The organism is Salinicola sp. MIT1003 (genome assembly GCF_001858555.1).
In the GTDB taxonomy this organism is placed as follows: domain Bacteria; phylum Pseudomonadota; class Gammaproteobacteria; order Pseudomonadales; family Halomonadaceae; genus Salinicola; species Salinicola salarius.
On the sequence record NZ_MCAP01000018.1, the window covers coordinates 1 to 26,343 of the forward strand.

At 62.2% G+C, this 26,343-nt stretch carries 19 protein-coding genes and 1 pseudogene; 1 reads left to right on the plus strand and 19 read right to left on the minus strand.

Features of this window, described 5'->3' with window-relative positions; genetic code table 11:
* Positions 1 to 821: pseudogene (locus tag BC443_RS09270) on the plus strand (capsule biosynthesis protein CapA); the annotation flags it as partial.
* A gap of 136 nt (positions 822 to 957) precedes the next feature.
* On the opposite strand, the gene BC443_RS09275 reads toward BC443_RS09270, so the two are convergent.
* From BC443_RS09275 to cysD, 19 genes are all read right to left on the minus strand, one after another.
* Positions 958 to 1,908: a glycosyltransferase family 2 protein gene (locus tag BC443_RS09275; protein ID WP_071231557.1), complete on the minus strand. Its 951-nt coding sequence runs from the start codon at positions 1,906 to 1,908 to the stop codon at positions 958 to 960.
* A 119-nt stretch (positions 1,909 to 2,027) separates the two neighbouring features.
* Positions 2,028 to 3,056 carry a glycosyltransferase gene (locus BC443_RS09280; RefSeq protein WP_071231558.1) on the minus strand — a complete coding sequence of 343 codons (1,029 nt, stop codon included), beginning with the start codon at positions 3,054 to 3,056 and terminating at the stop codon, positions 2,028 to 2,030.
* Complete coding sequence (locus tag BC443_RS09285; protein WP_071231559.1) at positions 3,025 to 5,418, minus strand: glycosyltransferase family 2 protein; 2,394 nt, start codon at positions 5,416 to 5,418, stop codon at positions 3,025 to 3,027. The genes BC443_RS09280 and BC443_RS09285 overlap by 32 nt, the downstream gene beginning before the upstream one ends.
* A gap of 10 nt (positions 5,419 to 5,428) precedes the next feature.
* On the minus strand, positions 5,429 to 7,276 hold the full coding sequence (locus tag BC443_RS09290) for a glycosyltransferase family 2 protein (RefSeq protein WP_071231560.1): 1,848 nt from the start codon (positions 7,274 to 7,276) through the stop codon (positions 5,429 to 5,431).
* A 35-nt stretch (positions 7,277 to 7,311) separates the two neighbouring features.
* The gene (locus tag BC443_RS09295) at positions 7,312 to 8,304 is read right to left on the minus strand and encodes a glycosyltransferase family 2 protein (RefSeq protein ID WP_071231561.1); all 993 of its coding nucleotides are present in this window, start codon (positions 8,302 to 8,304) and stop codon (positions 7,312 to 7,314) included.
* Between the two features lie 243 nt (positions 8,305 to 8,547).
* Entirely contained in the window at positions 8,548 to 10,845 is a 2,298-nt protein-coding gene (locus BC443_RS09300; RefSeq protein WP_210766272.1) for a rhamnan synthesis F family protein, read from the minus strand.
* A 20-nt stretch (positions 10,846 to 10,865) separates the two neighbouring features.
* Positions 10,866 to 11,912 (minus strand): HAD family hydrolase, encoded by a 1,047-nt coding sequence (locus BC443_RS09305; RefSeq protein WP_071231562.1) that lies wholly within the window; start codon positions 11,910 to 11,912, stop codon positions 10,866 to 10,868.
* Between the two features lie 635 nt (positions 11,913 to 12,547).
* Positions 12,548 to 13,897 (minus strand): UDP-glucose/GDP-mannose dehydrogenase family protein, encoded by a 1,350-nt coding sequence (locus tag BC443_RS09310; RefSeq protein ID WP_071231563.1) that lies wholly within the window; start codon positions 13,895 to 13,897, stop codon positions 12,548 to 12,550.
* A 301-nt stretch (positions 13,898 to 14,198) separates the two neighbouring features.
* Positions 14,199 to 14,744: a dTDP-4-dehydrorhamnose 3,5-epimerase gene (rfbC, locus tag BC443_RS09315; protein ID WP_071231564.1), complete on the minus strand. Its 546-nt coding sequence runs from the start codon at positions 14,742 to 14,744 to the stop codon at positions 14,199 to 14,201.
* A gap of 83 nt (positions 14,745 to 14,827) precedes the next feature.
* Positions 14,828 to 15,757 (minus strand): glucose-1-phosphate thymidylyltransferase RfbA, encoded by a 930-nt coding sequence (gene rfbA / locus BC443_RS09320; protein ID WP_071231565.1) that lies wholly within the window; start codon positions 15,755 to 15,757, stop codon positions 14,828 to 14,830.
* A gap of 119 nt (positions 15,758 to 15,876) precedes the next feature.
* Entirely contained in the window at positions 15,877 to 16,764 is an 888-nt protein-coding gene (gene rfbD / locus BC443_RS09325; RefSeq protein WP_071231566.1) for a dTDP-4-dehydrorhamnose reductase, read from the minus strand.
* On the minus strand, positions 16,761 to 17,834 hold the full coding sequence (gene rfbB, locus BC443_RS09330) for a dTDP-glucose 4,6-dehydratase (protein WP_071231582.1): 1,074 nt from the start codon (positions 17,832 to 17,834) through the stop codon (positions 16,761 to 16,763). The genes rfbD and rfbB overlap by 4 nt, the downstream gene beginning before the upstream one ends.
* A gap of 180 nt (positions 17,835 to 18,014) precedes the next feature.
* On the minus strand, positions 18,015 to 19,130 hold the full coding sequence (locus tag BC443_RS09335; protein ID WP_071231567.1) for a chain-length determining protein: 1,116 nt from the start codon (positions 19,128 to 19,130) through the stop codon (positions 18,015 to 18,017).
* Positions 19,127 to 20,077 (minus strand): ABC transporter ATP-binding protein, encoded by a 951-nt coding sequence (locus BC443_RS09340; RefSeq protein ID WP_071231568.1) that lies wholly within the window; start codon positions 20,075 to 20,077, stop codon positions 19,127 to 19,129. Before BC443_RS09340 ends, BC443_RS09335 begins: the two co-directional genes overlap by 4 nt.
* A gap of 28 nt (positions 20,078 to 20,105) precedes the next feature.
* Positions 20,106 to 20,843, minus strand: coding sequence for an ABC transporter permease (locus tag BC443_RS09345; protein WP_071231569.1), 738 nt, complete (start codon positions 20,841 to 20,843; stop codon positions 20,106 to 20,108).
* Positions 20,844 to 21,019: 176 nt separating this feature from the next.
* The gene (locus BC443_RS09350; protein ID WP_244179765.1) at positions 21,020 to 22,753 is read right to left on the minus strand and encodes a polysaccharide biosynthesis/export family protein; all 1,734 of its coding nucleotides are present in this window, start codon (positions 22,751 to 22,753) and stop codon (positions 21,020 to 21,022) included.
* Positions 22,754 to 22,935: 182 nt separating this feature from the next.
* Positions 22,936 to 23,337 (minus strand): DVU3141 family protein, encoded by a 402-nt coding sequence (locus BC443_RS18820; RefSeq protein WP_071231571.1) that lies wholly within the window; start codon positions 23,335 to 23,337, stop codon positions 22,936 to 22,938.
* A gap of 169 nt (positions 23,338 to 23,506) precedes the next feature.
* The gene (gene cysN, locus BC443_RS09360; RefSeq protein WP_071231572.1) at positions 23,507 to 25,402 is read right to left on the minus strand and encodes a sulfate adenylyltransferase subunit CysN; all 1,896 of its coding nucleotides are present in this window, start codon (positions 25,400 to 25,402) and stop codon (positions 23,507 to 23,509) included.
* On the minus strand, positions 25,399 to 26,319 hold the full coding sequence (cysD, locus tag BC443_RS09365) for a sulfate adenylyltransferase subunit CysD (RefSeq protein WP_071231573.1): 921 nt from the start codon (positions 26,317 to 26,319) through the stop codon (positions 25,399 to 25,401). The genes cysN and cysD overlap by 4 nt, the downstream gene beginning before the upstream one ends.
* Between the last annotated feature and the right edge of the window lie 24 nt (positions 26,320 to 26,343).

Below are 26,343 nucleotides of genomic sequence, written 5' to 3' on the forward strand. Positions count from 1 at the left end.
TCCCCCGGGCCTTGCCGCCCCGCCCCTTCCCGCAGCCGTTTGCCATGCGCGCCGTCCATGATGCCGGCTATCGTCTGGCACAGCTCGCCAACCCGTTGATGTTCTGGCACACCCGAGGCCAAGCCGAACTGCCCCGGGACGTGAGCTACCGCGGAGGCACGAGACGGCTTCTCGGCCGGCGTCAGGCCGCCAGCCATTGCCGGGCGCTGCTCGATGACGGTCGACCGTTCTATCTCTTCCCGCTGCAGCCCGACGATGACCGTCGGATTCGCTTCCATTCGTCCTACGCCGGCGGGTGGCAAGCCGTGGAGCAAGTCGTCGATTCCTTTGCCCGCTTTTCCCCGGAGCGTACACGTCTGGCGATCGTCGGCCCGGCCGACGACATGCCCAGCCACCGGCGCCGCCTGCGCAAGCTGGCCGTGGAAACCGATATCGGCGATCGCCTGGTCTTCCTGCCCGGCGGCAACCTGAGCACGCTGATCGATCACGCCTCAGGCCTGGTGACGATCAACGGCAGCGAGGGGCTCATGGCGCTCGAAAGCGAATGCCCCACGCTCGCGCTCGGCAATGCCATCTACCGGATGCCCGGGCTCACCTCGCCCAGCTCGCTCGACGACTTCTGGCGTCATCCGATCGGTCCGGACAAGCGGCTGTTCCGAAGTTTTGCCAGGGTCGTCATTCACGCGACCCAGATCAACGGGGGCTTCTTCAGCCGCGAAGGTATCGATCTGGCGGTGATCAACGCGGTATCCCACCTGACCGAGAACGTCTCGCCCATCGAGCGCCTACTCTGGGATTCCCGCCTCCCGGTCGCCTCCTAGCGCCTGTTGCCGTTTCGGCGCGAGCGGCATTGCTGCACCCGATGGCCTCAGGCCAGGCTCGATCGCAAGGGCCTGAAACGGCAAGCGGCCAGGTGAATGCCACCTGGCCGCTGCGCTTTCCCGTCGAGAGTCCGATCTACTGATTGGCCGGCAGCAACGCCCGTCCGATATCGATGCGGGGCTTCACCATCAACTTGGTGAACGCCATCAATACCATCTCCTCGATGGCCGGCCCCATGTCCTGCTTGAGCGCTTCGTAACTCGGATAGCTCGGTTCCGGGGCGATGCACATCTCGAAGAAATGCTGCCGGTTGATGTGTGGGTTATCGATGAAGAACTGGCTCAGACGGTTGTGCTTCTCCTGCTTCGCGGCGCTGGAAACGTAGTTGCCGATCCGGGCGAAGAACTGCTCCACGCTGCGCAGCGGCAAGTGATAGATGCAGGCTTCCCACTCTCGGGCGAAATCCATAATCTCGGGCTCGGGCTCCAGCACCGCGCCATCCTGTTTCGCCATCAGCCAGTGATAGCCCATGTGGAGCCGGTGAGACTGGCGATAGACGAACAGCGCCTTGGTATCGGAAGCCTGTTCGCCCAGCGACCAGTACTCGGCTTCCAGCAGCTTGCCCTCGAGATCTTCCTGATAGGCAATGGATTCCTGACAGATCACGTTGATCCATGGCAGCCGGAAGTAAAAGCGCTTGAGGTTCTCCTCGCCCGGAAAACGCTGCGCAAACGCCGCGTAGAAATCCTTGACCGTCAGGCCCTTCTTGAAGGTCAGAAACTCGTCCGCATCGAAGCCGTAGACGACGTTGTAGCAATCCTTCTTCAGATAGAGTTCCAGCGCGCCGTTGATGTAGTCCGCCTTGCGCCTGGAGAAGCCCTGCTCGTCCTCGATCTCGACGAAGGCGACCTCCTTTTCCGGGTAGCGTTCTCGCAGCTCGGCAACACACTCCCGGAGAAAATCATGCTCGATATGGCTAAGCACGATGAGCCGGTCGAATCCCAGTCGCAGGTGGTGCAGGCAGGAAGCGAAGACGACATCTTCTTCTCCCCGGACCATCGTGATGGCGGTAAATTCAAGTTTCATCGTGAAGTTTCCTGTCAATGTCAAAGGTTCTCGTCACCTCGGGGCGACGCAGATCGGGAACGGTTGCCGTCATCATCCGAACGGGATCGGGCCGGTAATTTCTGCCTCGCAACGTAGCGTCAGCGTCTCACCCACCAGAAGGCTCTGGCCTTCTCCGGATTGCCGATATCGAGCGCCTTGCGGGCTGCATTCTGTGCCATGCGTCGCGCCCCGACCGGATCGTCGATCAACTGCTGCATCGCCGAACGCCAGGCCTCGGGGGTATCCTCGACCAGCAAGCCGTCTTCGCCTTGCGAGACGATTTCGCGATAGGGCGAGCGGGCGCTGTAGAGCCCCACGCTGCCCATCGCGGCGTTATCCAGAAACTTGATGTAGGTCTTGCCGGCGTTGAACGGGGTATCACGCATCGGCGTCAGACTGATATGCATGCGCTGCCGGTCGCGATAGCGCTGGAAGGCCCGCCAGCCGAGCGGCTTGGGAGTGCGTACCCGCTGCAGCCCCCGCAGCGAGACCGGCGAAAAGCCTCCCAGCATGATCTCGAACATCAACGCCTTGTTGCGTTCGTGAATATCGACCAGGGCCGGCGTGATGTTCTCGAGATCGGCCAGGTGGGCACGCGAGCCATGGAACCCGACGCGCGGCGCCGACTGGATGAAATGATCGTGGGTGGGCATCGGCGCGATCAGCGATGGCGCCAGCAGCGAGACCGAATCGTGGCGCCGGCTGAAGTGCTTCGCCAACGGCTCGCAGCAGGCGATCACTTCGTCAGCGATCGCCAGCAGGCGCGGCTGCACGTGGGACGACACGTGCGCCATGCGCCGCCGGTAGGTTTCCGGCAGCTTTTCGTCCAGCGCGGCGGCATCGATATCGTCGTCGATCAGATAGCGAATGGTGGCCACGCGGTGCCGGTTGTCTTCCAGCCACGAGATCCAGGCGCCGTTGAGCGATCGGCAGACGAGGATATGGGCATTGCGCAGCTCGCCCACCAGCCACGGCATGCACATGACCGGCAGCCGCCAGTAGCTGGTGTCGATACGCTTGACCTCGATGCCACGTGATTGCAGCCACGGTGCCACCGATTTCAGGAAGTAGATATCTTCGGTCGGGCAGGTTCCATCACTCAAAACCACCCAGCGCGGATAGTTCATGATCAGTCCCCTCGTAGGCTGGATTGTCATTCCTTTCGCGACGGTTCAACGCAGCGAAAAGTCCTCGTAAGTCAGTGTCAGGCTGGGGTGGTAGGCCGGATCGGAACAGCCGATGACGCCACCGGCGGCGCATGTAATCCGCCTCCCGGGTCGCTCGCAGGCGCTTGGCACTGGTATCGTCGGCGCCGCGGGAAACGGACTCGTGGTGGTAGAGCTCGGCAAACGGCGTCCATAGATTGCGGTATCCCGCTTCCTGCACCTTGAGGCAGAAATCGACGTCGTTGAACGCGACCGCCAGGTTCTCTTCGTCCAGCCCGCCGACGGCATCGAACAGCGACTTGCGCACCACCAGACACGCCGCGGTCACGGCGGAAAAGTTCTGGACGAGATGCAGCCGGCTGAAATAACCGGGTTCGTGGCGCGAGAAATACTTGTGCGCATGACCCGCGACACCGCCCACACCCAGCAGCACCCCGCCGTGCTGGACCGTGCCGTCGGGGTAGTAGAGCTTGGCACCGACGCAGCCGATCTCCTCGCGACAGGCCTGGCTTACCATCTCCTCCAGCCAGTCTTCGTTGATCGGTTCGATGTCGTTGTTGATCAGCCCCAGGATGTCGCCGCGCGCGTGACGAGCGCCGAAATTGTTGATCGCCGAGTAGTTGAACGGGTATGGCCACGACAGCACGCGAACTCGCGCATCCCTGGCGATCTCGCCCAGGAAGGCCAGGGTCTCGCGGCAGGTGGAGCCGTTGTCGAGAATCAGCACTTCCAGCCGCGAATAGCGTGTGCGTTCGAGAAGTGCCTCGACACAGGGCCGCAGGATCGACACCTGGTCGCGCGTCGGAATGAGCAGACTCACCAGCGGCGCCGGGTCGGGAAGCGGCCAGCGAATCCGATAAGTATTGGGATACTTGCCCGGCTCGGCACGTGCGCCCGCGGTGTGCCGGTCCAGATGATCCTGCACCGCACGCAGACCGGCGCCAGCGGTATAGCGCTTCTCCACGGCCGCGGCTGCCGTCGAGCCCTGGCCGGCGTGCCAGTGATAAAGCACCCTGGGGATCCTGACGATTCGATCCACCGCGAGCCCGGTGCAGAATCGCAGGGTCAGGTCGTGATCCTGGCTGCCCTCGAAGCCCTGGCGGAAACCGCCGATGGCCCGCACTCTCGACGTCCGATAAACGCCGAGATGGGAGATATAGTTCTGGCCCAGCAACAGATCCGGGTTCCAGGCCGGCTTGAAGTGGGGGTCGTAACGCTCGCCGAACCCGTCGACCTTGTCCTCGTCGCTGTAGAGCAGCTCCGCCTGCGGTTGCTCCTGCAGCGCCTCGACGACGTGATAGAGCGCCTCCGGCACCAGCCGGTCATCGTGATCCAGCAGGGCCACGTACTCGCCCCGGGCACGCGCCAGCGCACTGTTGCTCGCCGCACAGATATGACCATTGGTCGGGCGAAACACCACCTCGATGCGCGAATCCCGCTCGGCGTAACGGGACAGCGTCTCCCGAACCCGCGAATCGGTGGAGGCATCGTCGGCGATACACAGCTGCCAGTGCGGGTAGCGCTGCGCCAGGACCGATTCGATACAATGCTCGAGGTCTTCGGGCGCCGGGTCATACGTCGGCAGCAGGATCGAGATCAGCGGCCGATAGGAAAATGCCGCCAGCTGGTGCGCTATCCGATCGGCGGACAGCACGGGCTGCTGTACCAGCCACTGTCGATAGCTCTTGCGCGGACACAGTCGAACGAACGTCTCCTCGTACTGCCGGAGGGCAAGCGCTCGCCAATGGACGTTCCGCTCTCTGGCACGCTGCTTCAGTTGCGGCAGAATGTCGGTCTTGGGAGTCTCGAGCCACTGGCCGTGCAGATTGGCCAGGCGCTGGGCCAGGCGGTCGTAGGCAAACCACGGGCTCAGCCAGACCAGCCTCAGATGCTCGACGGCGAAGCACCCTTCGGTTTCCAGCGGATCGAACCGAATTGCCCGGACACCCGCACCGATGTAACAGAGCCGCTTGGCGGTCCGCCCCGGCTTGAGCGTCAGGTAGAAGCTCTCCGCCTCGTTGAAGCCCCGCCCCGTATCGACGTACAACCGCGCCGCCCCGCTCGGCTGGTCATGCCGAATCGTGACTTCGAGCATGTTCCAGCCGGGCACCGGCAAATGGCGCTTCCAGGCGAACTGGGGGTCGTTGCCCGTCGAACGCCAGACGTACTGGCGAGCCTCGTCCGCTTCTTCCTGCGTCGTCAGCCGCTCGAGATGGTAGAGCGGCTTCAGGCGCGGGTGACAGACGATCCGCGTGGTGCGATTCAGGCCGCGCCAGAACATCCAGTGCTTGGCGTCCGGTACCGGCGACAGAGAAGTCTGCATGGCGTGTCCCTCAAGTTTCCAGCACGGGCTGAAGGGAAGCGGTTCGATGCACGCGGTGCCGCCCCAGGGACTGCTGGGTCAGGGTCACGCGGCAGTCGACGATGTCGCCGGGCACGGCTTCCAGCGGCAGATGGAAACCCACGTAGGAGCCCCGTGGCGCGCCCCAGCGCAGCATGCCGGGGCGCAGCGCATTGGCCAGCGTGCGGCCGACCTTGCGATCGTTGACCCAGACCTCGATCTCGACCGGGCTGTCATCGGTGGCCCACCACGCCCACCCCACCACCTTGTCGGCCACGCACTGCTGAATCGCCCCATGCACGAACGGCCGACCCTGCTGGAAAAGGCCCAGCCGCAGCTCGAAGAGACGCTGGCTCTCCCGATAGAGCTGGAAGTCCTCCGCGTTCAGCTCCCGCAAGGCCAGCTCGTCGGCCGGATCGATGTCGTAGACGTGATCGACGGAGGCGTGACCCAGGTTTTCGGCCATGCCCGGTATCTGCCAGCCGTAGAGACCGTTCAGGATCGCCAGCGATTCCGCGTACCGTTCCGTCAACCCGACGAATCCCAGCGCCTCGAGCCGCGTCGACTCCAGAAAGCGACTCTGGCGGTTGATCATGTCGTGGCGCCGGTAGAACGCCGAGAATGAATCCTGATAGCCGTGGTGGCGCACGAAGTGGTGGTATTCGGACGCCAGCCGCTGCAAGGGGTCGCGCACGAACGAAAAGCAGTAGCGCAGCCCTGCCAGATGGGCATATTTATCCAACCGAACGTGCCCACCCAGCAGCTGTACATTCTGTTCGGAGAGAATCTGCCAGAGCCGCCAGACGTCGCGCCGCTCGTAAGCCCAGCGCACCACCATGGGAGCGGTTTCGCGCTGGTTTTCGCCGTAGTCGTGCCAGACCTGGCCCACGCCGAGATGCGCCCTGGCCCCCAACCGGAAGCTGGTTCCCGCGGTCTTGGGAATGTGGACGAAGAAGCAAGGCTGGCGCCGCGGTGTAGTCATTTCCGGCAGCAGCTCACAGCTGGCCTGACGCACCCGACTCAACAGCTCGGACGAGAAGCTGACGCTCACCTCGTTCATGTCGTGGTTGCGGAAATAATCCAGATCGCGGGAGTGCGACGGCCCCATGTTGGCGCGCCCGCGCGTCATCTTGGTATCCACGAACTCTTCGTAGGATTTGATGTTGTAGTGGTAGATCTTCAGCGGGGTATCGACCACGCGCTCGGTACGGCCGGATTTCACCTTGCCTTCCAGGAAATCCGCCTGCTGCCCGTTGGCGGTGAGATAGCGGTAGCCGGGCTTGAGCTCCGCCGTATGCGCGGTCATCGACAGCACCAGCGACGGCTTGACGATCGACTTCACGTGACAATTGACGACGCGCTCGTTGTCGCTCGCCAGGCTGAAGCGCTCCAGGACACCGCCGGGTTGGCGAAAGCGCATGCCCGACGAACCGAAGATCCGCCAGTTGATCGCCACGGCACCCACGTCATGGGAGGCCAGGGTCGGCGCCAGCCATTCGAGCGGACGATCACAGTTCGGGTGCACCAGGAATTCGTCGACATCCAGGAACGCCATATAGGTGGCTTCCTGCCCATGATGCGCCAGCACATGCTGGTACCACAGCGTCTGCGCCCGCTCCTCGGGCTCCCACTGCCGCGCGGTGACCAGCCCCTGGCGTTGCCACTTCGCCAGCAGCAGATCGGTACCATCGGTACTGCCATGGTCGGCAATGTAGAAATGCTCGAAGCCGATCAGGCGGTGATAGGCGATCCACTCGGCCAGATAGGGCCGTTCGTTCTTGACGATGGCGACGATGGCAAAGCGATAACGGGCTTGATTGGCAGTAGTACGTGAAATCATCGGCGTAAGTTTCCCAGGCAACACGAACTCGGCGGCTATTTCGCCGAGCTCAGGACCGGGCCGACGTCCACTCGATGGCGGTAAATGAATCGAGTGATGGCCCGAATCTTTCTATCGGTAATGGCTTCACCGAAGACATCTGCAGCTTCGGCGAGACTTGCGAATCTTGGCTGGCTGGCGGTACACGCCGAAAACAGCGCATCGGCAATATCGAAAGGCAATTCGGCATGGGCGGGAGACTGGCCCGAGCCGGTCTGGATCATCACGCGCCGCATGGGCCCTTCCAGGCGCGCCCGGAACTGATCCGGGCTGCGCAACGGCACGTGATAGACGCACGCCCCGCTGGCCTCGACGAACTTCAGCGTCTCGGGGTCCGGCAGTACCGGAACGTCCTTCTCGCCGGCGAAAGCCTGGTGATAGGCCATGTGAACCCGCGTACCGGAACGCTTGCGGAACAGCACCTTGTGGCGGCTGTTCTGGCGGGTATCGACGCAGAGATAATCCCCATCGAGAAACTGCCCGCTCAGATCCCGCTCCGCGTAGTGGCGGCGTTGGGGAATCAGGTTCAGCCACGGCAGCGCAAAGCACTCCCCGACCGCACCCTCTCTCGCGCCGGCGGGCAGGCCGGCCAGGAAGGCGGCGAAGAAGTCGCCGATCGAGGCATGACTTCCCAACGACAGGAACTCGTCGGCATCGAAGCAGTAGACGTAGTTCTCCTTCTTGGGGTCGATGAACAGCGACAGCGCCCGATTGACGTAGAAGGCCTTGCGCCGCCCGAAGTGCCCCTGGCTTTCGAGCTCGACAAGATCGACTTCCACCGCGGGGAAATCGCGACGCAACTTGTCGATGCACTGACGCAGGAAGTCATGTTCCAGATAACTGATCACGATCAGGCGCTGGAACCCCAGCCGCGCATGATGAAGCAGCGACGACCACACGATATCGCTCTCGCCGCGCACCATGGTGAGGGCGGTGAAACAGATGTCCGGCGTGGAACGAGAATCCGCGCGCTTTGAATCGACTGTCACGCTCTCCCCCTCAACCGCTAAATATGTCGCAGGATCGGCACTGGAGACCGATAGCGGATCTCCATCTGCTCTTTCGTCAATCGACCGCCAGTGAACGAATCCGCTGGCGATGAACCGGCTCGCCGTCATCGGCGACAGGGCTCGCCACTCGGTCAACGCTCATCATCGAGTGGCCAGCCTTCACGACCCGTGATCAACATTCGCCCAGCGGCCAGCACCGAGGCCGAGTGGCCAGCGCCGGTGTCACTCACCGATGAACGGATTTCTTCCGACGTCGCTGATCAGCCGGCCCCACTTGAGTATCTGCATCTCGTCCAGCGCGTCCGCGCCATGCAGCACCGGCGGAAATCCCAGGGCCGCCCACTTGTCCATCGGATGGAGGATGTGGAAGGTCGTCAGCCCCAGGTCGCCCGGCATCTGGGCGTCCGCGACCACGTTGTCGCCAATGTGCAGATGGCGATCGATGCCTTCGTTGGCCAGGTCCTGCTTCACCTTGACCCACATCGAGCCGTTATCCTTGCGCGCCTGCTCTTCGCTGGAGACCATCAGTCGGTAGGCGGCGGCGACGCCGGCCTTGCGCAGCATCAGCCCCACCTGCTCGCGGTTGTAATAGCTGTCGGAGATGACCCAGAGGATGTGCCCCTGCGCGGCGAGATGGTTGAACAGCTCGACCATCTCGTCCTTGGGCTGAATCATTTCGAGATCGAGTTCGTACTCCAGCGCCATCCACTCCTGCGCAGTGTCCGGGCTGACGTCCAACTGATCGGCCAGCTCGTCGTAGATCGCCTCGATACGTACGTCGCCCTGGAAGTTGGCACGTCGGCGCAGGGTCGATTCGGCATCGTTGCGCAACTTGACGAAGGCCTGCGCGGAGGGAACGATCCCCTGTTCCGCCAGCATCTTGCCCAGCTTCAGCTTGGCGTAATCCGGCACGGTGTATTCGCGGCGCACCAGGGTGTCGAACACATCGAAACTGATGCAGGCATGCGCTTGGATGCTGGCGATGTGCTGCTCCAGCCGGCCGTGATAGCTGGCGGTGATATAGCCGTTGTCCGTGGTGAACTGTCCGGTGGGCGGATAGAAGAACAGCTGCCGGAAGCCGTGATGCTCGGCCAGCGGCCCCAGCACGCGCTCGAGGGCATGAAGCATCGAGTTGTCGTTGGGCAACGGCTCTTCCGGGAAGTCTTCATAGGTCCAGGTCTGGTCCAGCACGCCGTTCATCGCCTCGGGGCGCGACCAGAACATGCCGCCGGCGGGATAGCTCAGGAACTCGGGAATGTGGCCCAGTCCCAGCTTCTCCTGCCACTCGCGCATGAACCCCTTGTTCATGGTCTGATGGTTGACCCAGGAAGGCATCATCCAGAACGTCGTCGGGTAGTAGAGCCCGAGGGATTCATCGGCGGCGAAGGCGTTCAGCAGCCGCGTGATGACGGAAGTATCGCGGAGCAGATACTCGATCAGGTACTCTGCCCACTGCGTCTGTTCCTTGCCCGAATAGAGCGACTTCTTCGAATGCAGGTGGCAGAACAGATCGTACTCCTGCAAGGCCTGGCCATACTCCACCAGTACCGGGCCGAAGTTGCGGCCGCGGTTGGGCACGACACGAGTCTCGAGCTTGCCGACCCGCGCATGCTCGCCGAACAGCTGACGGGCACGCGTCTCGAAGCTGGCATCCGCCAGCGTGAGATAGACGTCGACGGTCACCGGGAACCGCTCGATGGCCTGGGCAAAGCGATCCAGAAAATCGACATAGAAGACATGCAGGCAGAGCGCGACCTTGAGCTCGCTCGCTGCCGGTGTCAGCCGCTTGCCGGGCGTGACGATCTCCCGTGGGAACCAGCGCACCGTGGCGGGCACATGCTGTCGGCCTTCGCTACGTCCATGCAGCAGATAGTGCTGAAGCGGGCTCTGCTGAGCATGAAAGACATCGATGTACATCCGATGATAGGTTTCGCTGTCGAAGCGCGGCGAGGGGTTGACCGGCGCGAAGCGGGACTTGCGGATGTAGTCGTCGAATGCCTCACGCTGTGTCGAGAAGCGCAGCCCGTATGTCGCCTGATACCACTTGGGATCGAACAGCCCCGTGTTCAGCGCATCCATGAACGCCTGGCTCATCATGGCGGCGTGGGCTCCGCCTTCACGCGCGGCATCCCCCAGCGGAAGCTCGAGGACTTCGGACTCGACGGCTTCGGAATCGCCGATACGCGAGCTTGTCGCTTCCTCACCGATGGCCGTCGCGGGGTCGACAGACGGTGTCGTTACCTTATCGTCGGCGTCGACGTTGACGTCGGTCGAGGAAAGATCGTCGTTGACCGCCTCGCCCTCCGCGACGACGAACGTTTCGGTCACGGTGACCAGATTTCTGTCATCGGGGATGGGCGTCTTGCGCGGCTGATCCTCGATACCGCTCTCCGGCACGACGATATTGTCGTCCATTCCCACGACCTCTTCCGCCGCCAGACGCTTCTTGCGCGCCTGACTGGCGAACTGGGTCTGAAATAGCCACGGTAGTAGCGATATCATCTTTCCCGTTGGTTTCATGTGGGCCCCCACCTCTTGATTTATATTGCGAACATTTGCATCGGATTGACGATGCCGTTGCCGGTGATGTCGTCATCGACACTGAAAAGGTGCCAGACATCGTGCGGGATACAGTTGGGTCGGGTCGCAAAGACCTCGTAAAGCCCCTGCACGTCCTCTGGCGAATAATTCACGCCGTGTCGTCGACACATCACGACGTGATCGATCGCCCCATCGAAGACCGTCTTCAAATCCTGGAAATGACGCTGCGTTCCCGCCTGGCGTCCGTAGAAGTATTCGAACTCCTGATTGCTCTTCTGCCGAATGTCGACCATCTGCCCGTGCGGCGCGGTCAGCAGGCATTCGAAAAGCAGCGAACGGTCGAGCATGGTGCAGCCATTGCGCCAGCCGACGCCCTCGTGGAAGACACCCTTCAACAGCGCATGGTGCTTGCTGACTTCGGTGTCACCCGGCTTGGTGGCGATGAAATAGAGCCCCGTGGTATCCCGCTCGATGATATGAGTGAGAATCTTCTGGATCGTGCCGGAGTAGCCCAGATCCAGCATCAGAGAACGCTTGTCCGGGTCCATCAATCCGGACCGTTCCAGATAGGCGACCAGCGATTTTCGGGTCGGTGAAACGACCTTCTTCAATGCCTCGAGATGGGGCGTCAACCACTGCAGAACCAGATCCTTGTCCTTGGGAAGCTCGCAATTGAAGCGCAGCAGCTCGAACGGCAACGCCGCGAATATCTCGTGCAGCTGAAGACCGAATCGCTTGCGCATGAGATCCAGAATACTGCCCGAGAAATCGTTGCTCAGCGCCATCGGCGTGATCGTCTCCGAACCCAGCATGGCGCGGAAGAGCAGCGTTCTGGAGACCCGCAGGTAGATGGGATCGTGCGGCAGGTCGATCGAGGACTCCCGCTGGAGACGAATCAACAGACGGTGAAAACACCAGCCTTCCCTCGCCAGGCACACCGGCAAATGACCTTCGGCCTCGGCTTCAATGGACTCGGCGTAAACGTGCAATGCGGGCCCAAGAAAGGTCGCCCCGAATTCATATAATGCCCGGCTCTTGGCTTGCATGATGATGCCTCGTCTGTCGTTTGGTTTGTCGCAATGAGCGACTTATTTCTATGAGCGACTTATTGCTATTCTTTTCCATCACGGCGATGGAATACCGCCAGGCGCAGCTTCGGAATGCGTCATGACCAGAGTGTCATTATCAGTAACGGTGACACAGGCAGAAGCAACGTTGCTTCATCGTAATAACGTTATCTTTATTGTCATGACCAGGAGTATCGATTGCCGCCCTATAACAACCCGCCATGACAATTCGTTGACTATTCCCCAGTAGCCACTGCCGGTTGGCAACAGGCTTCTCGAACCACCAGCAATATCAACAATCAACGAAATAGAACTTTAAAATCAAATCAATGGTGACTTTCAGTCAGTTTTAAGCGCCGGTAACCGAGCAACCATTGCTAAGACTTTAGTCAGGTTAATCGCGACCCGACCTTTATTGAAGATGAATTTACTCATCGATATTCACCATCCATAAACCGATGAATAAACCATTCCGAAAGCCTATTAAAAACTTCATAAAAGGCAGGGTTAGACTTACTCAACAGAAACGTTTCGCGAAACTTTCTTATCGTTTTGTAGCCCGGCAACGCCCACTCGAGCGACGGGCCGGGCTTCCGACAGGAGGAGAAGACGTATCAGGCGGCAACGCGAGGATCGATCGTCTTGCCCCGCCCCACCGCGTAGTAGTCGACCCCGGCCGCTGACATGGTTTCCGGGTCGAACAGGTTGCGACCATCGATGACCACCGGTGCACTCAGCTGGCCGCGAATCCACTCGGCATCGAGGGTGCGGAACTCCTTCCATTCGGTGCAGATCACCAGCGCATCGGCCTTCTTGACCGCCTGGATACGGTCCGCGACCAATATCAGGTCATCTCGCTCGCCGTAGATGCGGCGGCACTCCTTCATGGCCTCGGGATCGTAGGCCTGCACCGTGGCCCCTTTGTCCCATAGCGCTTCCATCAGCGTCCGACTTGGCGCATCCCGCATGTCGTCGGTTTCCGGCTTGAAGGACAGCCCCCAGACCGCGATCGTCTTGCCTTCCAGCTCGCCATCCAGGGCATGGGAGAGCTTCTCGAACAGGGTGGATTTCTGGCGCTTGTTGACCGCTTCCACGGCTTTCAGCAGCTCGGCTTCGTACCCCACCTTGCTGGCGGTACGGGCCAGTGCCTGCACGTCCTTCGGAAAACAGGAACCGCCATAGCCACAGCCGGGATAGATGAAGTGATAGCCGATACGCGGGTCGGAGCCGATGCCGCGACGCACGTCCTCGATATCCGCACCGAGGCGTTCGGCAAGGTTGGCGATCTCGTTCATGAAGCTGATCTTGGTCGCCAGCATCGCGTTGGCCGCATACTTGGTCAGTTCGGCCGCGCGCACGCTCATGAACATCAACTTCTCGCGATTGCGGTTGTAGGGCGCGTAGCACTCCCGCATCAAATCGGCGACGCGATCCGATTCGGTCCCGACGACGATACGGGCGCCCCGGGTGAAATCCTCCAGCGCCGAACCTTCCTTGAGGAATTCCGGGTTGGAGCAGACATCGAACGGCAGATCGGCGACGCGTTCCGCCAGCACGCCCTCGATACGCTCCCGCACCTTGTCGGCGGTCCCGACCGGCACGGTCGACTTGTCGATGACGACCTTGTAGCCGTTCATGTACTGACCGATGGTGGACGCCACCGCCAGCACGTATTGCAGGTCGGCACTGCCATCCTCGTCGGGCGGCGTGCCCACGGCAATGAACTGCAGCACGCCGTGTTCTACCGCCATTCTGGCATCGGTAGTGAATTTCAGGCGCTGGCCTTCGATGTTGCGCAGCACCATCGACTCGAGACCGGGTTCATAGATGGGAATGTCTCCCTGAACCAGGCGCTCGATCTTGCTTTGGTCGATATCGACACAGACCACGTCATGGCCAACGTCAGCCAGACAGGTACCCGTGACCAGACCGACATAACCGGTACCGAAAACGGTGATCTTCATCCGAGAAATCCCCATGATGCGCGATGCCGCCCACTGGGCAGCTCAGAAATTCGAATAGGCGAGACCGGCCGGCCCCGCACGGAATGACACTTTCGCCTCGTCGCCACGATATCCACGATATCCACGACCCAGGATTCTGGATCCGTGAATCAGGCCAATGACCGGAACGCGGACCGGCGAGCGCTGGCGGTTCAGGAACGGTGGCCTGGAAGATCTTCGAGTGAGCGTCGAGTGAATGTCGGGTGAGCTTCGAGTCCGCTTCGAGACGGCTCCGGCAGCGTTTCCCGAAATCGACTCGGGGCTAGGCGAAGGTCGCGGCGTCGGCCAGTCGTCTTCCCTGTTCGTCCTTATCGGAGGTCACCGGCTCGTCGCTCACCAGCGGCCAGTCGATGGCCAGTTGCGGGTCGTTCCAGTGCAGGCTGTATTCATCGCCCGGCGCATAGTAGTCCGTGCACTTGTACTGGAACTCGGCGATCTCGCTGGTGACGTAGAAGCCGTGGGCGAAGCCTGGCGGCACCCACAGCATCTGGCGATTGTCTTCGCTCAACAACGCGCCGACCCACTGCCCGAAGGTGGGCGAACTGCGGCGAAGATCGACCGCGACGTCATAGACCTCGCCCCGGGTGACCCGGACCAGCTTTCCCTGCGGCTGATGCAGCTGATAGTGCAGCCCGCGCAGAATGCCCTGGCCGGACCTGCTGTGGTTGTCCTGCACGAACCGGTAGTCGCCGCAGTGTTCGACGAATTCGCTGTGTCGAAAGGTCTCGAGGAAGAAGCCTCGTTCGTCGCCGAACACATGGGGTGTCATCAGCACGACGTCAGGAATGGCCAGCTTTTCGTAATTCATGTCGTCCCTCTCTCCGGCTGGGTTGATGGCTGGTGGATAGCTGGTTGATGGCTGAGGTGATTGGTTGAACTGACGAACCGAAATCAGCGACTGCCGCCGAAGCCGGCCATGACGACTTCGCCCGTCGTCCCGCCGCGCTGAGCGTCTTCGAGGCGCTTGAGCAGATACTGGCCGTAGCCGGTCTTCTTGAGGGCGGTTCCGCGTTCGGCCAGCGTCGCGTCGTCGATCCAGCCATGATTCCAGGCGATCTCTTCCAGACAGGCGACCTTGAGCCCCTGGCGGTGCTCGATCGTCTGCACGTACTGCCCGGCTTCCAGCAGGCTGTCGTGCGTACCGGTATCGAGCCACGCGAAGCCGCGCCCCAACCGTTCGACGCGCAAATCGCCCCGCTCGAGGTAGGCATTGTTGATACTGGTGATTTCCAGCTCGCCGCGCTCGGAGGGTTTGACCTGATGGGCGATCTCGACCACGTCGTTGTCGTAGAAGTAGAGGCCGGTAACCGCGTAAGGCGACTTCGGCTTGATCGGCTTCTCCTCGATCGACAGCGCCTTGCCCGAGGCATCGAACTCCACCACGCCGAAGCGTTCCGGGTCCTTGACCAGATAGCCGAAGACCGTCGCACCCTTCTGCACGTCAGAAGCCCGCAGCAGCTGCTCCGAGAAGTGCTGGCCGTGGAAGACGTTGTCGCCCAGTACCAGACACACGGAGTCGTTGCCGATGAACGATTCGCCGATCAGGAACGCCTGGGCCAGACCATCCGGTGAAGGCTGTTCGGCGTATTCGAACCGCACCCCGAACTGCGCGCCGTCGCCCAGCAGATATTGATACTGCGGCAGGTCGGAAGGCGTCGAGATGATCAATATCTCGCGGATCCCTGCCAGCATCAGCACCGAGATCGGGTAGTAGATCATCGGCTTGTCGTACACCGGCAGCAGCTGCTTGGAAATGCCCTGGGTAATCGGATGCAGGCGAGTACCGGAACCGCCGGCCAGGATGATGCCTTTACGTGCCATGGTGAAGCTCCTTTCGATACGAAGATCGATTCAGACATTCAAGGTAACGGTATAAAAGTCGCCCCTCTTGCAAGGGTCTCCTTTCACGAGAAGTTGCGAGCGCGCCACGGAAGAACGCGCTATGCGGCTTCGAGCAGCTCCGCCAGCGTCAACTGCAATTGGGATTCCCAATTCGGCAGCGTGATGCCCAGGGCTTGCTCGACTTTCTCCAGCGACAGCCGCGAGTTGAGCGGCCGACGCGCGGGCGTGGGGTAATTCGCGGTCGCAATCGACACCACCTGGTCCGGCTTTACCCGCAAGGTTTCCCCGAGTGCCTCGGCATGTCGGAAGATCGCCTGGGCGAAGCCATGCCAGTTGGTCTCGCCACGCGGGGCGAGATGGTAGAGGCCCGGTTCGAGACGGCCCTCCCCGCGCTGCTTCACGGCCAGCAAAGTCACTTCCGCAATCAGCCGGGCCGGCGTCGGTGCGCCGATCTGGTCGCCGACGATGCGCAACGCCTCGCGCTCCCGAGCCAGGCGCAGCATGGTCTTCATGAAGTTGTGGCCGCGCGCGCTGTAGACCCAGCTGGTGCGGAAGATCAGCGCATCGGCGCCGCTGGCCAGCACCGCCTCGTCACCGGCCAGCTTGCTCTTTCCGTAGACGGACAGCGGGCCGGTCTCGCTGGTCTCCTGCCACGCCGTGTCGCCACCGCCGGGATAGACGTAGTCCGTGGAGTAGTGAACGAGCTTCGCCGAGTGGGACGCACAGTAGTCGGCAAGCTGGGCCGGCAGCGCCGCGTTGAGGCGAAAGGCCTCGTCACGTGACTTTTCGGCGGCATCCACCGCCGTCCAGGCCGCCGCATTGACGACGAGGCTCGGGCCAAGCTCGTCGAGCAGACGCACGACGGCCGCGGCATCCTGCAGATCGAGCGACCGGCGCCCCGGCGCAATGCAGTTTCCGAGCGGGGCCAGCGCGCGCTGCAGCTCGAAGCCGACCTGGCCGCTTCCTCCCAGAATCAGAATGTTCATGCGATGGCTCCCAGCCGCTCCCCTTGATAACTGCCGTTCTGCACCCGGCGCCACCAGACGTCGTTTTCGAGGAACCACTGCACTGTCTTGCGCATGCCGCTCTCGAAGGTCTCCTGCGGCGCCCAGCCCAGTTCACGCTGGATCTTGGAGGCGTCGATCGCATAGCGCTGGTCATGGCCCGGCCGATCGGTCACGAAGGTGATCAGGTCACGATAGTGAGCAACTCCCGCCGGCTTCCGCGGCGCCAGTTCCTCGAGCAGCTCGCAGATGGTCTCGACGACCTGAATGTTCTGCTTCTCGTTGTGGCCGCCGATGTTGTAGGTCTCGCCGATGCTGCCCTCGCTGGCGACTTTCACCAGCGCCCGCGCGTGATCCTCGACATAAAGCCAGTCGCGAACCTGCTTGCCATCGCCGTAGACGGGCAGCGACTTTCCGGCCAGCGCGCTGAGGATCATCAGCGGGATCAGCTTTTCCGGAAAATGGAACGGCCCGTAGTTGTTGGAACAGTTGGTCACCAGCGTCGGCAGGCCGAAGGTCCGGTGCCAGGCGCGAACCAGGTGATCGGAGCTCGCCTTGCTGGCCGAATAGGGTGAACTCGGCGCGTACGGCGTCGTCTCGGTGAACAGATCGTCGACGCCGTGCAGGTCGCCATAGACCTCGTCGGTGGAAATGTGGTGGAAGCGGAACACCGCGGCCTTGCGGGGGTCGCTGTCCTGCAACCCTTTCCAGTAGGCGCGTGTCGCCTCCAGCAGGACGTAGGTCCCCATGATGTTGGTCTCGATGAACGCCGCCGGCCCGTCGATGGAGCGATCCACGTGGCTCTCCGCCGCCAGGTGCATGACGACGTCCGGCCGGTACTCCCTCAGGATCCGGTTCATGGCCGAGGCATCGCAGATGTCGGCCAGCCGGAATTCGTAGCGCTCGTCGCTGTCGACGCGTGCCAGCGATTCCGGATTGCCGGCGTAGGTCAGTTTGTCGACATTGATGACGCGATGCGGTGTGTGCTCGATCAATTCGCGCACGACTGCCGAGCCGATGAACCCGGCGCCACCTGTCACTAGAAATGTCATGCTCATGGTCATTCCCCCGTCGAGCCTATAGTTGGGTAGATCTTTAATTGGGTAGATCTGTCGTTGGGTCGTTCGTCTTGTTGGTAACCGTCTCGTTGGTAACCGTCTTGCTGGTCGGTACTGCTGCGCCGCCAGGGAGGGCCGGGCCGCGGCATGCGCCGAACCCGCCCTGCCTGCCGTTTAGTCGCGGTGGTCCTTCACGATCAGGATCAGCATGTTGATGATCAGCGTGATGAACAGCGCGATCACCGCGAATACCACCGAGTTGTAGAGCCGCTCGGGCTGCTCGGGGTATTCCGGCATCGTCGGCGTCTGCAGCACGGAGACCTGCTTGAGCTTCCGTGCCGCTTCGATGCGGGTGTTCTCGAGCGCGCCCAGCGCCCCGGAGTAGCTGTCCTGAGCGAACTGCGCCCGCAGCATCAGGGTTTGGTACTCCGAGGAAATGCTGTTGAGCGCGTTGCCCGACTGGCGGGCCAGACGCTGCTGTTCCTGGGTGATCTGATTGGTAAGCGCCTTGATCTCGCTGTTGATGCGCACGACTTCCGGAGAACGGGCGCTCTGGTAGCTGGTCATCGCGCTCTTGCGCGCCTTGGCGATGGCGAGCTGCCCTTCCAGCCCCGAAACCACCGAGCTGAGGCTTTCCACCGTGCCCGTCGGCGAGACCAGTCCGTTGGCGTTCTGGTAGTCGAGCAATGCATCACGGGTCTGCTGGAATTTCTCTTCCAGCAGCGCGACCTGCTGTTCGAGGAAGCGCACCTGCTCCTCCGCCAGGCGCTGGCCCATCAGGTTCATGTGGCGCTCGCCCTCGTCCAGCAGCAGTTGCGCGATCTTGTTGGCTTCCTCCGGATCGAAGGCTTCGACATCGACCCGCAGCACGCCGGCGTAGTCGTCCAGCTCCACCGAAACCCGCGAGAGGAAGTAATCGTGCAGCTCTTCCAGCGGCGCGTTTTCGTCCCCCAGTGCGCTGAAGAAGTCCGCCCCGGAATTGGCGTAGTGATTGCGGAAATCCGCCTCCTCGACGAGCAGCTTCAGCATGTCGACGGAACGCATGTAATCGCGCAGCAGCAGCATGTCCGCGAGATTGCTGGTCGCCCCGCCGCTCAGCAGCGAACTCACGCTCAACGTCGGCGAGGCGAGCTGGGGGCTTTCGAGCACCACGTTGGCATGGGAGACATAGCGATCGCTGGCCCACAACGCCCAGTAGAGCGAGACGACGACGATCGCGATCAAGCACACGATCCAGTGGAACGACTTGCGCAACCGCGATGATTTATTGGTATGAGATGACTTGTTCATGGCCGACCTGTCTTTTTCGGGGGCTTATTCGGAGTCTTTTTCGTTCGATTACGAGGCTTCGCTTTCGCCTGTGACTGGAACTGCTGCACATGACGGCGCGCCTCGTGCATCCGCTCGCGGGCCTCCTCCATGCGCCAGCGCAGCGCATCGCCGGGATCATTGCGGGTGGGATCGTCACTGGCTATCTGGTACTCGAGACGGGCCTGCTCGAACTCGAGATTGGCTTGCATCAGCTGCTGCTTCGCTTCGGCGAGCGACGTGGGCACCTTGGGCGGTGCGATCTTCTTGCCGTCGGTCGCCTCGTGATAGGCGCTGATCGCCTCCTCGATATCGTCGAACCATTTCGCCTGCCCTTTCTCCAGCACGATGCCCGCCTCGCAGAACTCCCTCAGCACCCCTTCGCCGTGGGAGACCATGATCAGGCTGGCCCGGCCGACACGCTCCTTGAACGCATTCTTGGCCTTGGCCTTGAAGGCGCGGTCGCCCACGGCGGTCGCCTCGTCGGAGAGATAGACGTCGAAGTCGAAGGCCAGCGAGAGCCCGAACGCCAGGCGTGAGCGCATCCCGGAGGAGTAGGTCTTGACCGGCTCGTCGAAGGCATCGCCGATCTCGGCGAAGTCCTCGACTTCCCGCACGACCCGTTCGATCTCCTCCTCGGCACCGTGAATCCGAGCCACGAACTTGACGTTCTGGCGCCCGGTCATCGAGCCCTGGAAGCCGCCCGCCAGACCGATCGGCCAGGAAACCCGGCTGTTGCGAATGATCTCGCCGCGGTCCGGCGAGTCCATGCCGCCGATCAGTCGCAGCAGCGTCGACTTGCCCGCCCCGTTGCGACCCAGCAGTCCTACACTGACCCCGGAAGGGATGGTCAGAGAGATGTCCTTGAGCACCCACGGGCTGTCGTGATGGTTGTGGTAGCGCTTGTAGAGATTGCGGATTTCGATCATGGGGACAGTCCTCACATTGTCTGAAAAATCAGTGCGCTTTCAGCTCATCGCGAAAGCGCATGTGAAGGACCAGCCCCAGCGAAATCAGCGCCAGCGCCCAGAACCAGAGATACGTCATGTCGATACCGTCGATCGTGTGGTAGCCGGCAAAGAAGTTCAGACGCATGCTCTCCAGGCCGTGGACGATAGGATTCCACAACAGGTATTCCCGGTATTGATGCGGCACGTAGAGCACCGGAAAGATGACGCCGGAGAGCAGCAGCAAAGGCAGGTTGAGAATGCGAGCGACCTTGCCGATTTCCGGCACCAGATCGCCCAGCACCGACAGCGTCAGCCCCATGCCCCAGCCCAGCGCCCACAACGACAGCCAATCCATCATGGCGCCGAACGGATAGTCCGGCATCAGCTCGAACTTGAGCAGGCTGCCGATCGTGATGAACAGGATGAAGATCAGCGACTTGAGCATGCCTTCGAGGAAGCAGCGGACCAGCACCGGATCGATCGGCTTGACCTGGCGATAGGCGAATAGCCCGCGATTGGCTTCCACCGCGCCGATCGAGCGCATCATGTTTTCGCGGAACAGCATGAAGCCCATCAGCCCGACCACCATCCAGGCCACGTAATCGGCACCGGCGATGTGGCGGCCGGACATGAACAGCCCCCGCACCGACACCATCACGCCGATGATCGCCAGCGGCTCGAAGATCATCCAGAACCAGCCCATGCGATCGGCCATGGTGCGCGAGGTCGCTTCCCGCATGAACATGGCGAACCAGACGCTCCGGGCCACCCGCCACGGAGAGCGGGAAGGCGCGCCGGGCGGTCTTGCGAAATCGGATCCTGAAGAATCCGGTCGTAAAGAATCCGTAGCCATGATGGATTACCCCCGAGAGAGTGCGCGCGACGGACGCGTCAGGCGGAAAGATCGCGGATCGAGTGCGCTCATAGGTCGAGCGCCACGCGAGTCGCCACGGCAACCTGGAACAGGATCTGGGTAATCGCGGAAGCCAGTTCGATATTGCTCGTCGGGGCCGCCGGGAGAACGATGATCTCGTCGCCGGCGCGCATCCGGGTCTGACCCGACTGGACGACAGCACCATTGCGGTGAACCACCAGCACCTGATCTTCGTCGGCCCTGGGCGTGAATCCGCCGGCCTGCTGGATGTAATCCATGGCGCTCATGCCTGGCGTGTAGACCATCGCCTGAGGAATGATCACCTCGCCGCTCAACAGGACGGAGTCGGTGTTCTCGGGGATCGTGACGATGTCGCCATCCTGCAGCCGAATGTCCGCGACATTGCCTTCCCGGGCGACGACCAGCCGACCTGTCGGCTTGACCTGGGACGCCTTCCGCACGAACCGCTCGATCAGCTCCGCCTGACGCACCTGAATCTCGCCTTCCTTGGCCGTGCGGGCCGGGTAACCGAGATAGGTCGTCTCGAGCCGACGCAGGCTGTCCTTCAGTGACTGGGCCTGCTGCTCCGCCACGCTGATCCGGCGGATGGAAATATCCTGATAGCTGGTCATGCTCTGGGGCACGCTGATCGCGTTGAGAAACTCGCCCAGACGCGCATCCCGCGGCAGCGCATAACGTGAAGGCCCGTAATAGCTGCCCTCCACCTGGACCACGATGGTCTCGTCGCGCAGGTCGGCGCTGAACAGCACCTCGTCGCCGCGGCGCACCTCGGCGCTGCGGAACTCCGCCAGCGGCAGATAGCGGGAGATCGGGCCGGACGGACGGCTGCCGCGAAGCAGCACATGCGATACGCCGGATTTCAGTCGCGCCAGGTTGATCACGTCCTGTCCGGTCAGGGCATCGCCGATCAGCTCGTAACGGTAGTTCTTCTGCACGTCGCCAACGACGCTGATGGCCGGTCCGCGCTCCTCGACCACGATGGTGTCGCCGTCCCGAAACTGCGGCCGCGCGATATCGCCATCGATGAGGAAGTCATAGAGATCGACAATGTCGACGACCCGGTTGCCGCGCTTGATCAAGACCTGACGGTAGCTGCCCAGCGCCTGGTCGATGCCGCCCGCCTGATCGAGGAAGTAGAGCACTGAATCGTTCGGGGTCCCCGAGTAGCGCCCCGGATTCATCACGTAGCCCGTGACGAAGACCCCCACCGGCTGCACGCCCTGCAGATTGGTGTAGACGCTGACGTTTTCCGGGTAGACCGACTGGATCGCCCCACGCACCCTGGCATTGAGCTGGGCATTGGAGATGCCCTGGACCTGCAACGGCCCGATGCTCGGCAGGAAGATGTTGCCCTGGGCGTCCACCGCCAGCACGCGATCGATCTCGACCCCGCCCCAGACCCGGATCGTGATCTGGTCGCCGGGCTTGATCAGATAGTCGGGGTTGAGCCCGTCGGCCATCATCCCGCGGAAGCCGCCGCTGAACAGGTTCTCGCCGAACGGCGGCAGGGTATTGGGATCGACCATCGCCTGTGCCCGGGGATCGACCGGCCCGTAAGTGCCGCTATCCCAGTCGGCTCGCGGCGGCGTCTCGGCCATGTCGCCCTCTTCCGACTGCGAGGTCATCGCCTGTGCTTCCTGGTCGCTGCCCAGCAACGTGCTGCTGTTCAATCCGATGTCCTGCCCGTGAGCAAGGTTGGCGCTCAAGCACGCTACCGCCACCAGGCACATGGCCCGGAAAATCATTGCTACCCGCTTCATGATGGTTCCCTTCCTTCACGTTTTTTCAGGCCACGAATACCGGATCTCGAAACATTGAATAGCCGGTCAAATGCCGCTGAAGGCACTCGTCAATTCGGTGGCAACCAGGTCGCTCCGGCATCTGGAACGACGGATTTCGACGGCTTCGCCGATCACGCATCCGAACGCTTTTCGGATGCGATCTAGCGAATGATTTCCGTCACCAGGCGTTGTGCGTACCAGCCTTTACCGGGCACCAGGCAGGTGATTTCCCCCGCCGGCAGGCTGGCCGGTGCCGCGTTGCGCGTGACATCCAGACGAACGCAGCGCCGGCCGCTGGCCGAGAAGTAGCGTTCGCGGGCATGAATCGCCACGTTGGCGCCCCAGGGCGACGTGGCGAGCGTGGTGACGCTGCCCGTGGCGGCGCTGTCGAGAAACGTCGCCAGCGCCGCGTTCACCGGCGTGGCATCGTCCATCGGCACCACGGCCGTATCGAGACGTTGCTGATAGGAGGTCGCGCACCCCGAGACGGCGGCGAGCGTCAGCGCTACCGCCAGCCATCGAGATGCGCGATCGAACCTGACTTTCCTGACTGCTTTTTTCATCGTGCCCACCTTTCCCTCGCTTTCCCGTGCGTTATCGCCGAGAACCTTGCCTGCTGTTGCGATGTAATGGATTGCTGCTTCTCTACCCACTGACTGCCACCTGCTGACTGTCCATTCTTGAAAAATCGACTGCTTGCACGCCCGCCTGTGCGAGCGGGATTCATGCCCTTCAAATGATCCGATGCCGACGCAGAGCCGCGATGAGTCGCCCGACGGTTTCCTCGAGGTCATAAGCGGAGGTATCGATTTCGACTTCGGGTGATTCCGGCGCTTCGTAGGGGGAACTGATGCCGGTGAACTGGCTGATCTCGCCGCGACGCGCCTTGCGATAAAGGCCCTTGGGATCACGCTGTTCGCAGACCGCAAGCGGGGTATTGACGAAGACCTCGATGAACTCCCCGTCTTCCACCAGATTGCGGATCATGCGGCGGTCGTCGCGAAACGGTGAGATGAACGAGACCAGCGTGACCATGCCGGCATCGACCATCAGCCTGGCCACTTCGCCGATCCGGCGGATGTTCTCCTGGCGATCCTCGTCGCTGAAGCCGAGGTCGCGGCAAAGACCGTGGCGGACGTTGTCGCCGTCCAGCAGATAGGTGTTGTAGCCCATGCCGAAAAGCTGTCTTTCCAGCGCATCGGCCACCGTGGACTTGCCCGCCCCGGAAAGCCCGGTGAACCAGATGATGCTCGGCTTCTGGCGATTGCGTTCGGCACGCCGACGCTTGGTGACCGCCATGTCGTGCCAGACGATATGGCCGACGTTCAGCGCATCCACGACCATGCCGGCGCCGACCGTCAGGTTGCTCAGCTTGTCGATGAAGATGAAATTGCCGGTTTCCGGAGAACGCTGATAGCTATCCAGCACCAGCGGCTGGGTGACCTCGATCTGGCAGCGGGCGATGCCGTTGAGCCCCAGGGTATCGGTGGCGCTGCGCGCCATGGTATTGACGTCGACCTGATAGACGATGCGGACGACACGCCCCGGCACGATGCGGGTGCCGGCCTTGATCTCGTACTCCTGGCCCAGTATCAGCGGCGTCTCGTGCAACCACACCACGTCGGCGGTGAATGCCGTGCAAGGCTCGATGTCGCTGTTCGCCGCGACGAGGGTGTCGCCACGGGAGATGTCGATCTCGTCGTGCAGCGTCAGCGTCACCGATTGCCCCGGATAGGCCACGTTCAGGTCGCCGTCGTTGGTCACGATGCGCGCCACGCTCGAACGCTGGCCGGAGGGCTCGACCCGAATTTCGGTCCCCACCTCGACGGCACCGGCCGCCAGCGTGCCGCAGTAACCCCGGAAGTGGAGATTGGGTCGATTGACGTACTGCACCGGGAAGCGCAGCTCGTGCAGGTTCTGCACCGCCAGGATCTCGATCTGCTCGAGCTGGGTCAAAAGCGGCGCCCCGTCGAACCAGCGCATATCGCTACTGGGATTGACGACGTTGTCGCCGTTCAGCGCCGATATGGGCAAGAAGCGCACGTCGGTCACGTTCAGCCCGTCGGCGAAGTCGCGGTAGTCGGCGACGATCTCCTGGAACCGGGCCTCGGAATAGTCGACCAGGTCCATCTTGTTGACCGCGATCATGAAGTGACGAATGCCGAGCAGGTCGCAGATGAAGCTGTGCCGCCGGGTCTGCAACTGCACGCCGTAGCGTGCATCGATCAGGATCACCGCCAGGCTGGCAGTGGAAGCGCCGGTGGCCATGTTGCGGGTGTACTGCTCGTGTCCCGGGGTATCGGCGATGATGAACTTGCGCTTGTCGGTGGAGAAAAACCGATAGGCGACATCGATGGTGATGCCCTGCTCGCGCTCCGCCTGCAGGCCATCGACCAGCAGCGCCAGATCGACCTGGCCGCCCACGCTGCCCCGTAGCCGAGAGTCTCGTGTCACCGCAGCCAGCTGGTCTTCCCGAATCATCCTGGAGTCGTGGAGCAGCCGGCCGATCAGGGTCGATTTGCCGTCATCGACGCTGCCACAGGTGATGAAGCGCAAAAGCCCCTTGCTCTCGTGCTCCTTGAGGTAGCGGTCGATATCATTGGCGAACAGCGCGGGTTGAAGGGTCATCGGACGTACCCCTCGCGCGCTTTCTGCTCCACCGGACCAACGCCGCCATGATCCACGACGGGACCGAAGCGCTCGCCGGTACGGGCGAGCAGCATTTCCTGAATGATGGCCGGCAAGGTGGTCGCGCGTGACTCGATGGCGCTGGTCAGCGGGTAGCAGCCCAACGTGCGGAAGCGTACCCAGCGCTCCTGCGGCACCTCGTCGGCAGCCAGCGGGAACCGGGCATCGTCGACCACGATCAGCCTGCCGTCCCGCACGACCGTAGGGCGTGGGGCCGCGTAATAGAGCGGCACGATAGCGATCGACTCGAGATGGATGTACTGCCAGATATCCAGCTCGGTCCAGTTGGAAAGCGGGAACACCCGGATCGATTCGCCCGGGTTGATCTTGCCGTTGTAGAGACTCCACAGCTCGGGCCGCTGCTGTCTGGCGTCCCAACGGTGGTGCTTGTCGCGAAACGAGTAGACGCGCTCCTTGGCACGGGAAGCTTCCTCGTCTCTTCGCGCGCCATCGAACGCCGCATCGAAGCCGTGCTTGTCCAGCGCCTGCTTGAGCGCCTGGGCCTTCATGAGGTCGGTATATTTAGCGCTACCGTGATCGAACGGGTTGATCCCGGTGGCCCGGCCCTCTTCGTTGACGTGCTCGATCAGCTCCATGCCGACCTGAGCGGCCACGCGATCTCGGAACGCCATCATCTCGCGGAATTCCCAGGTGGTAGCGACGTGCAGCAGCGGAAACGGCGGCGTCCCCGGGTAGAAGGCCTTGCGCGCCAGGTGCAGCATCACCGACGAATTCTTGCCGATCGAATACAGCATTACCGGATTGCGAAACTCCGCAGCCACTTCCCGAATGATCTGAATCGACTCTGCTTCGAGTTGCCGAAGGTGAGCGTGAGCCCTGATTGTAAATTCGCGCATAACGTTTCCATGCATCCGGTCGAG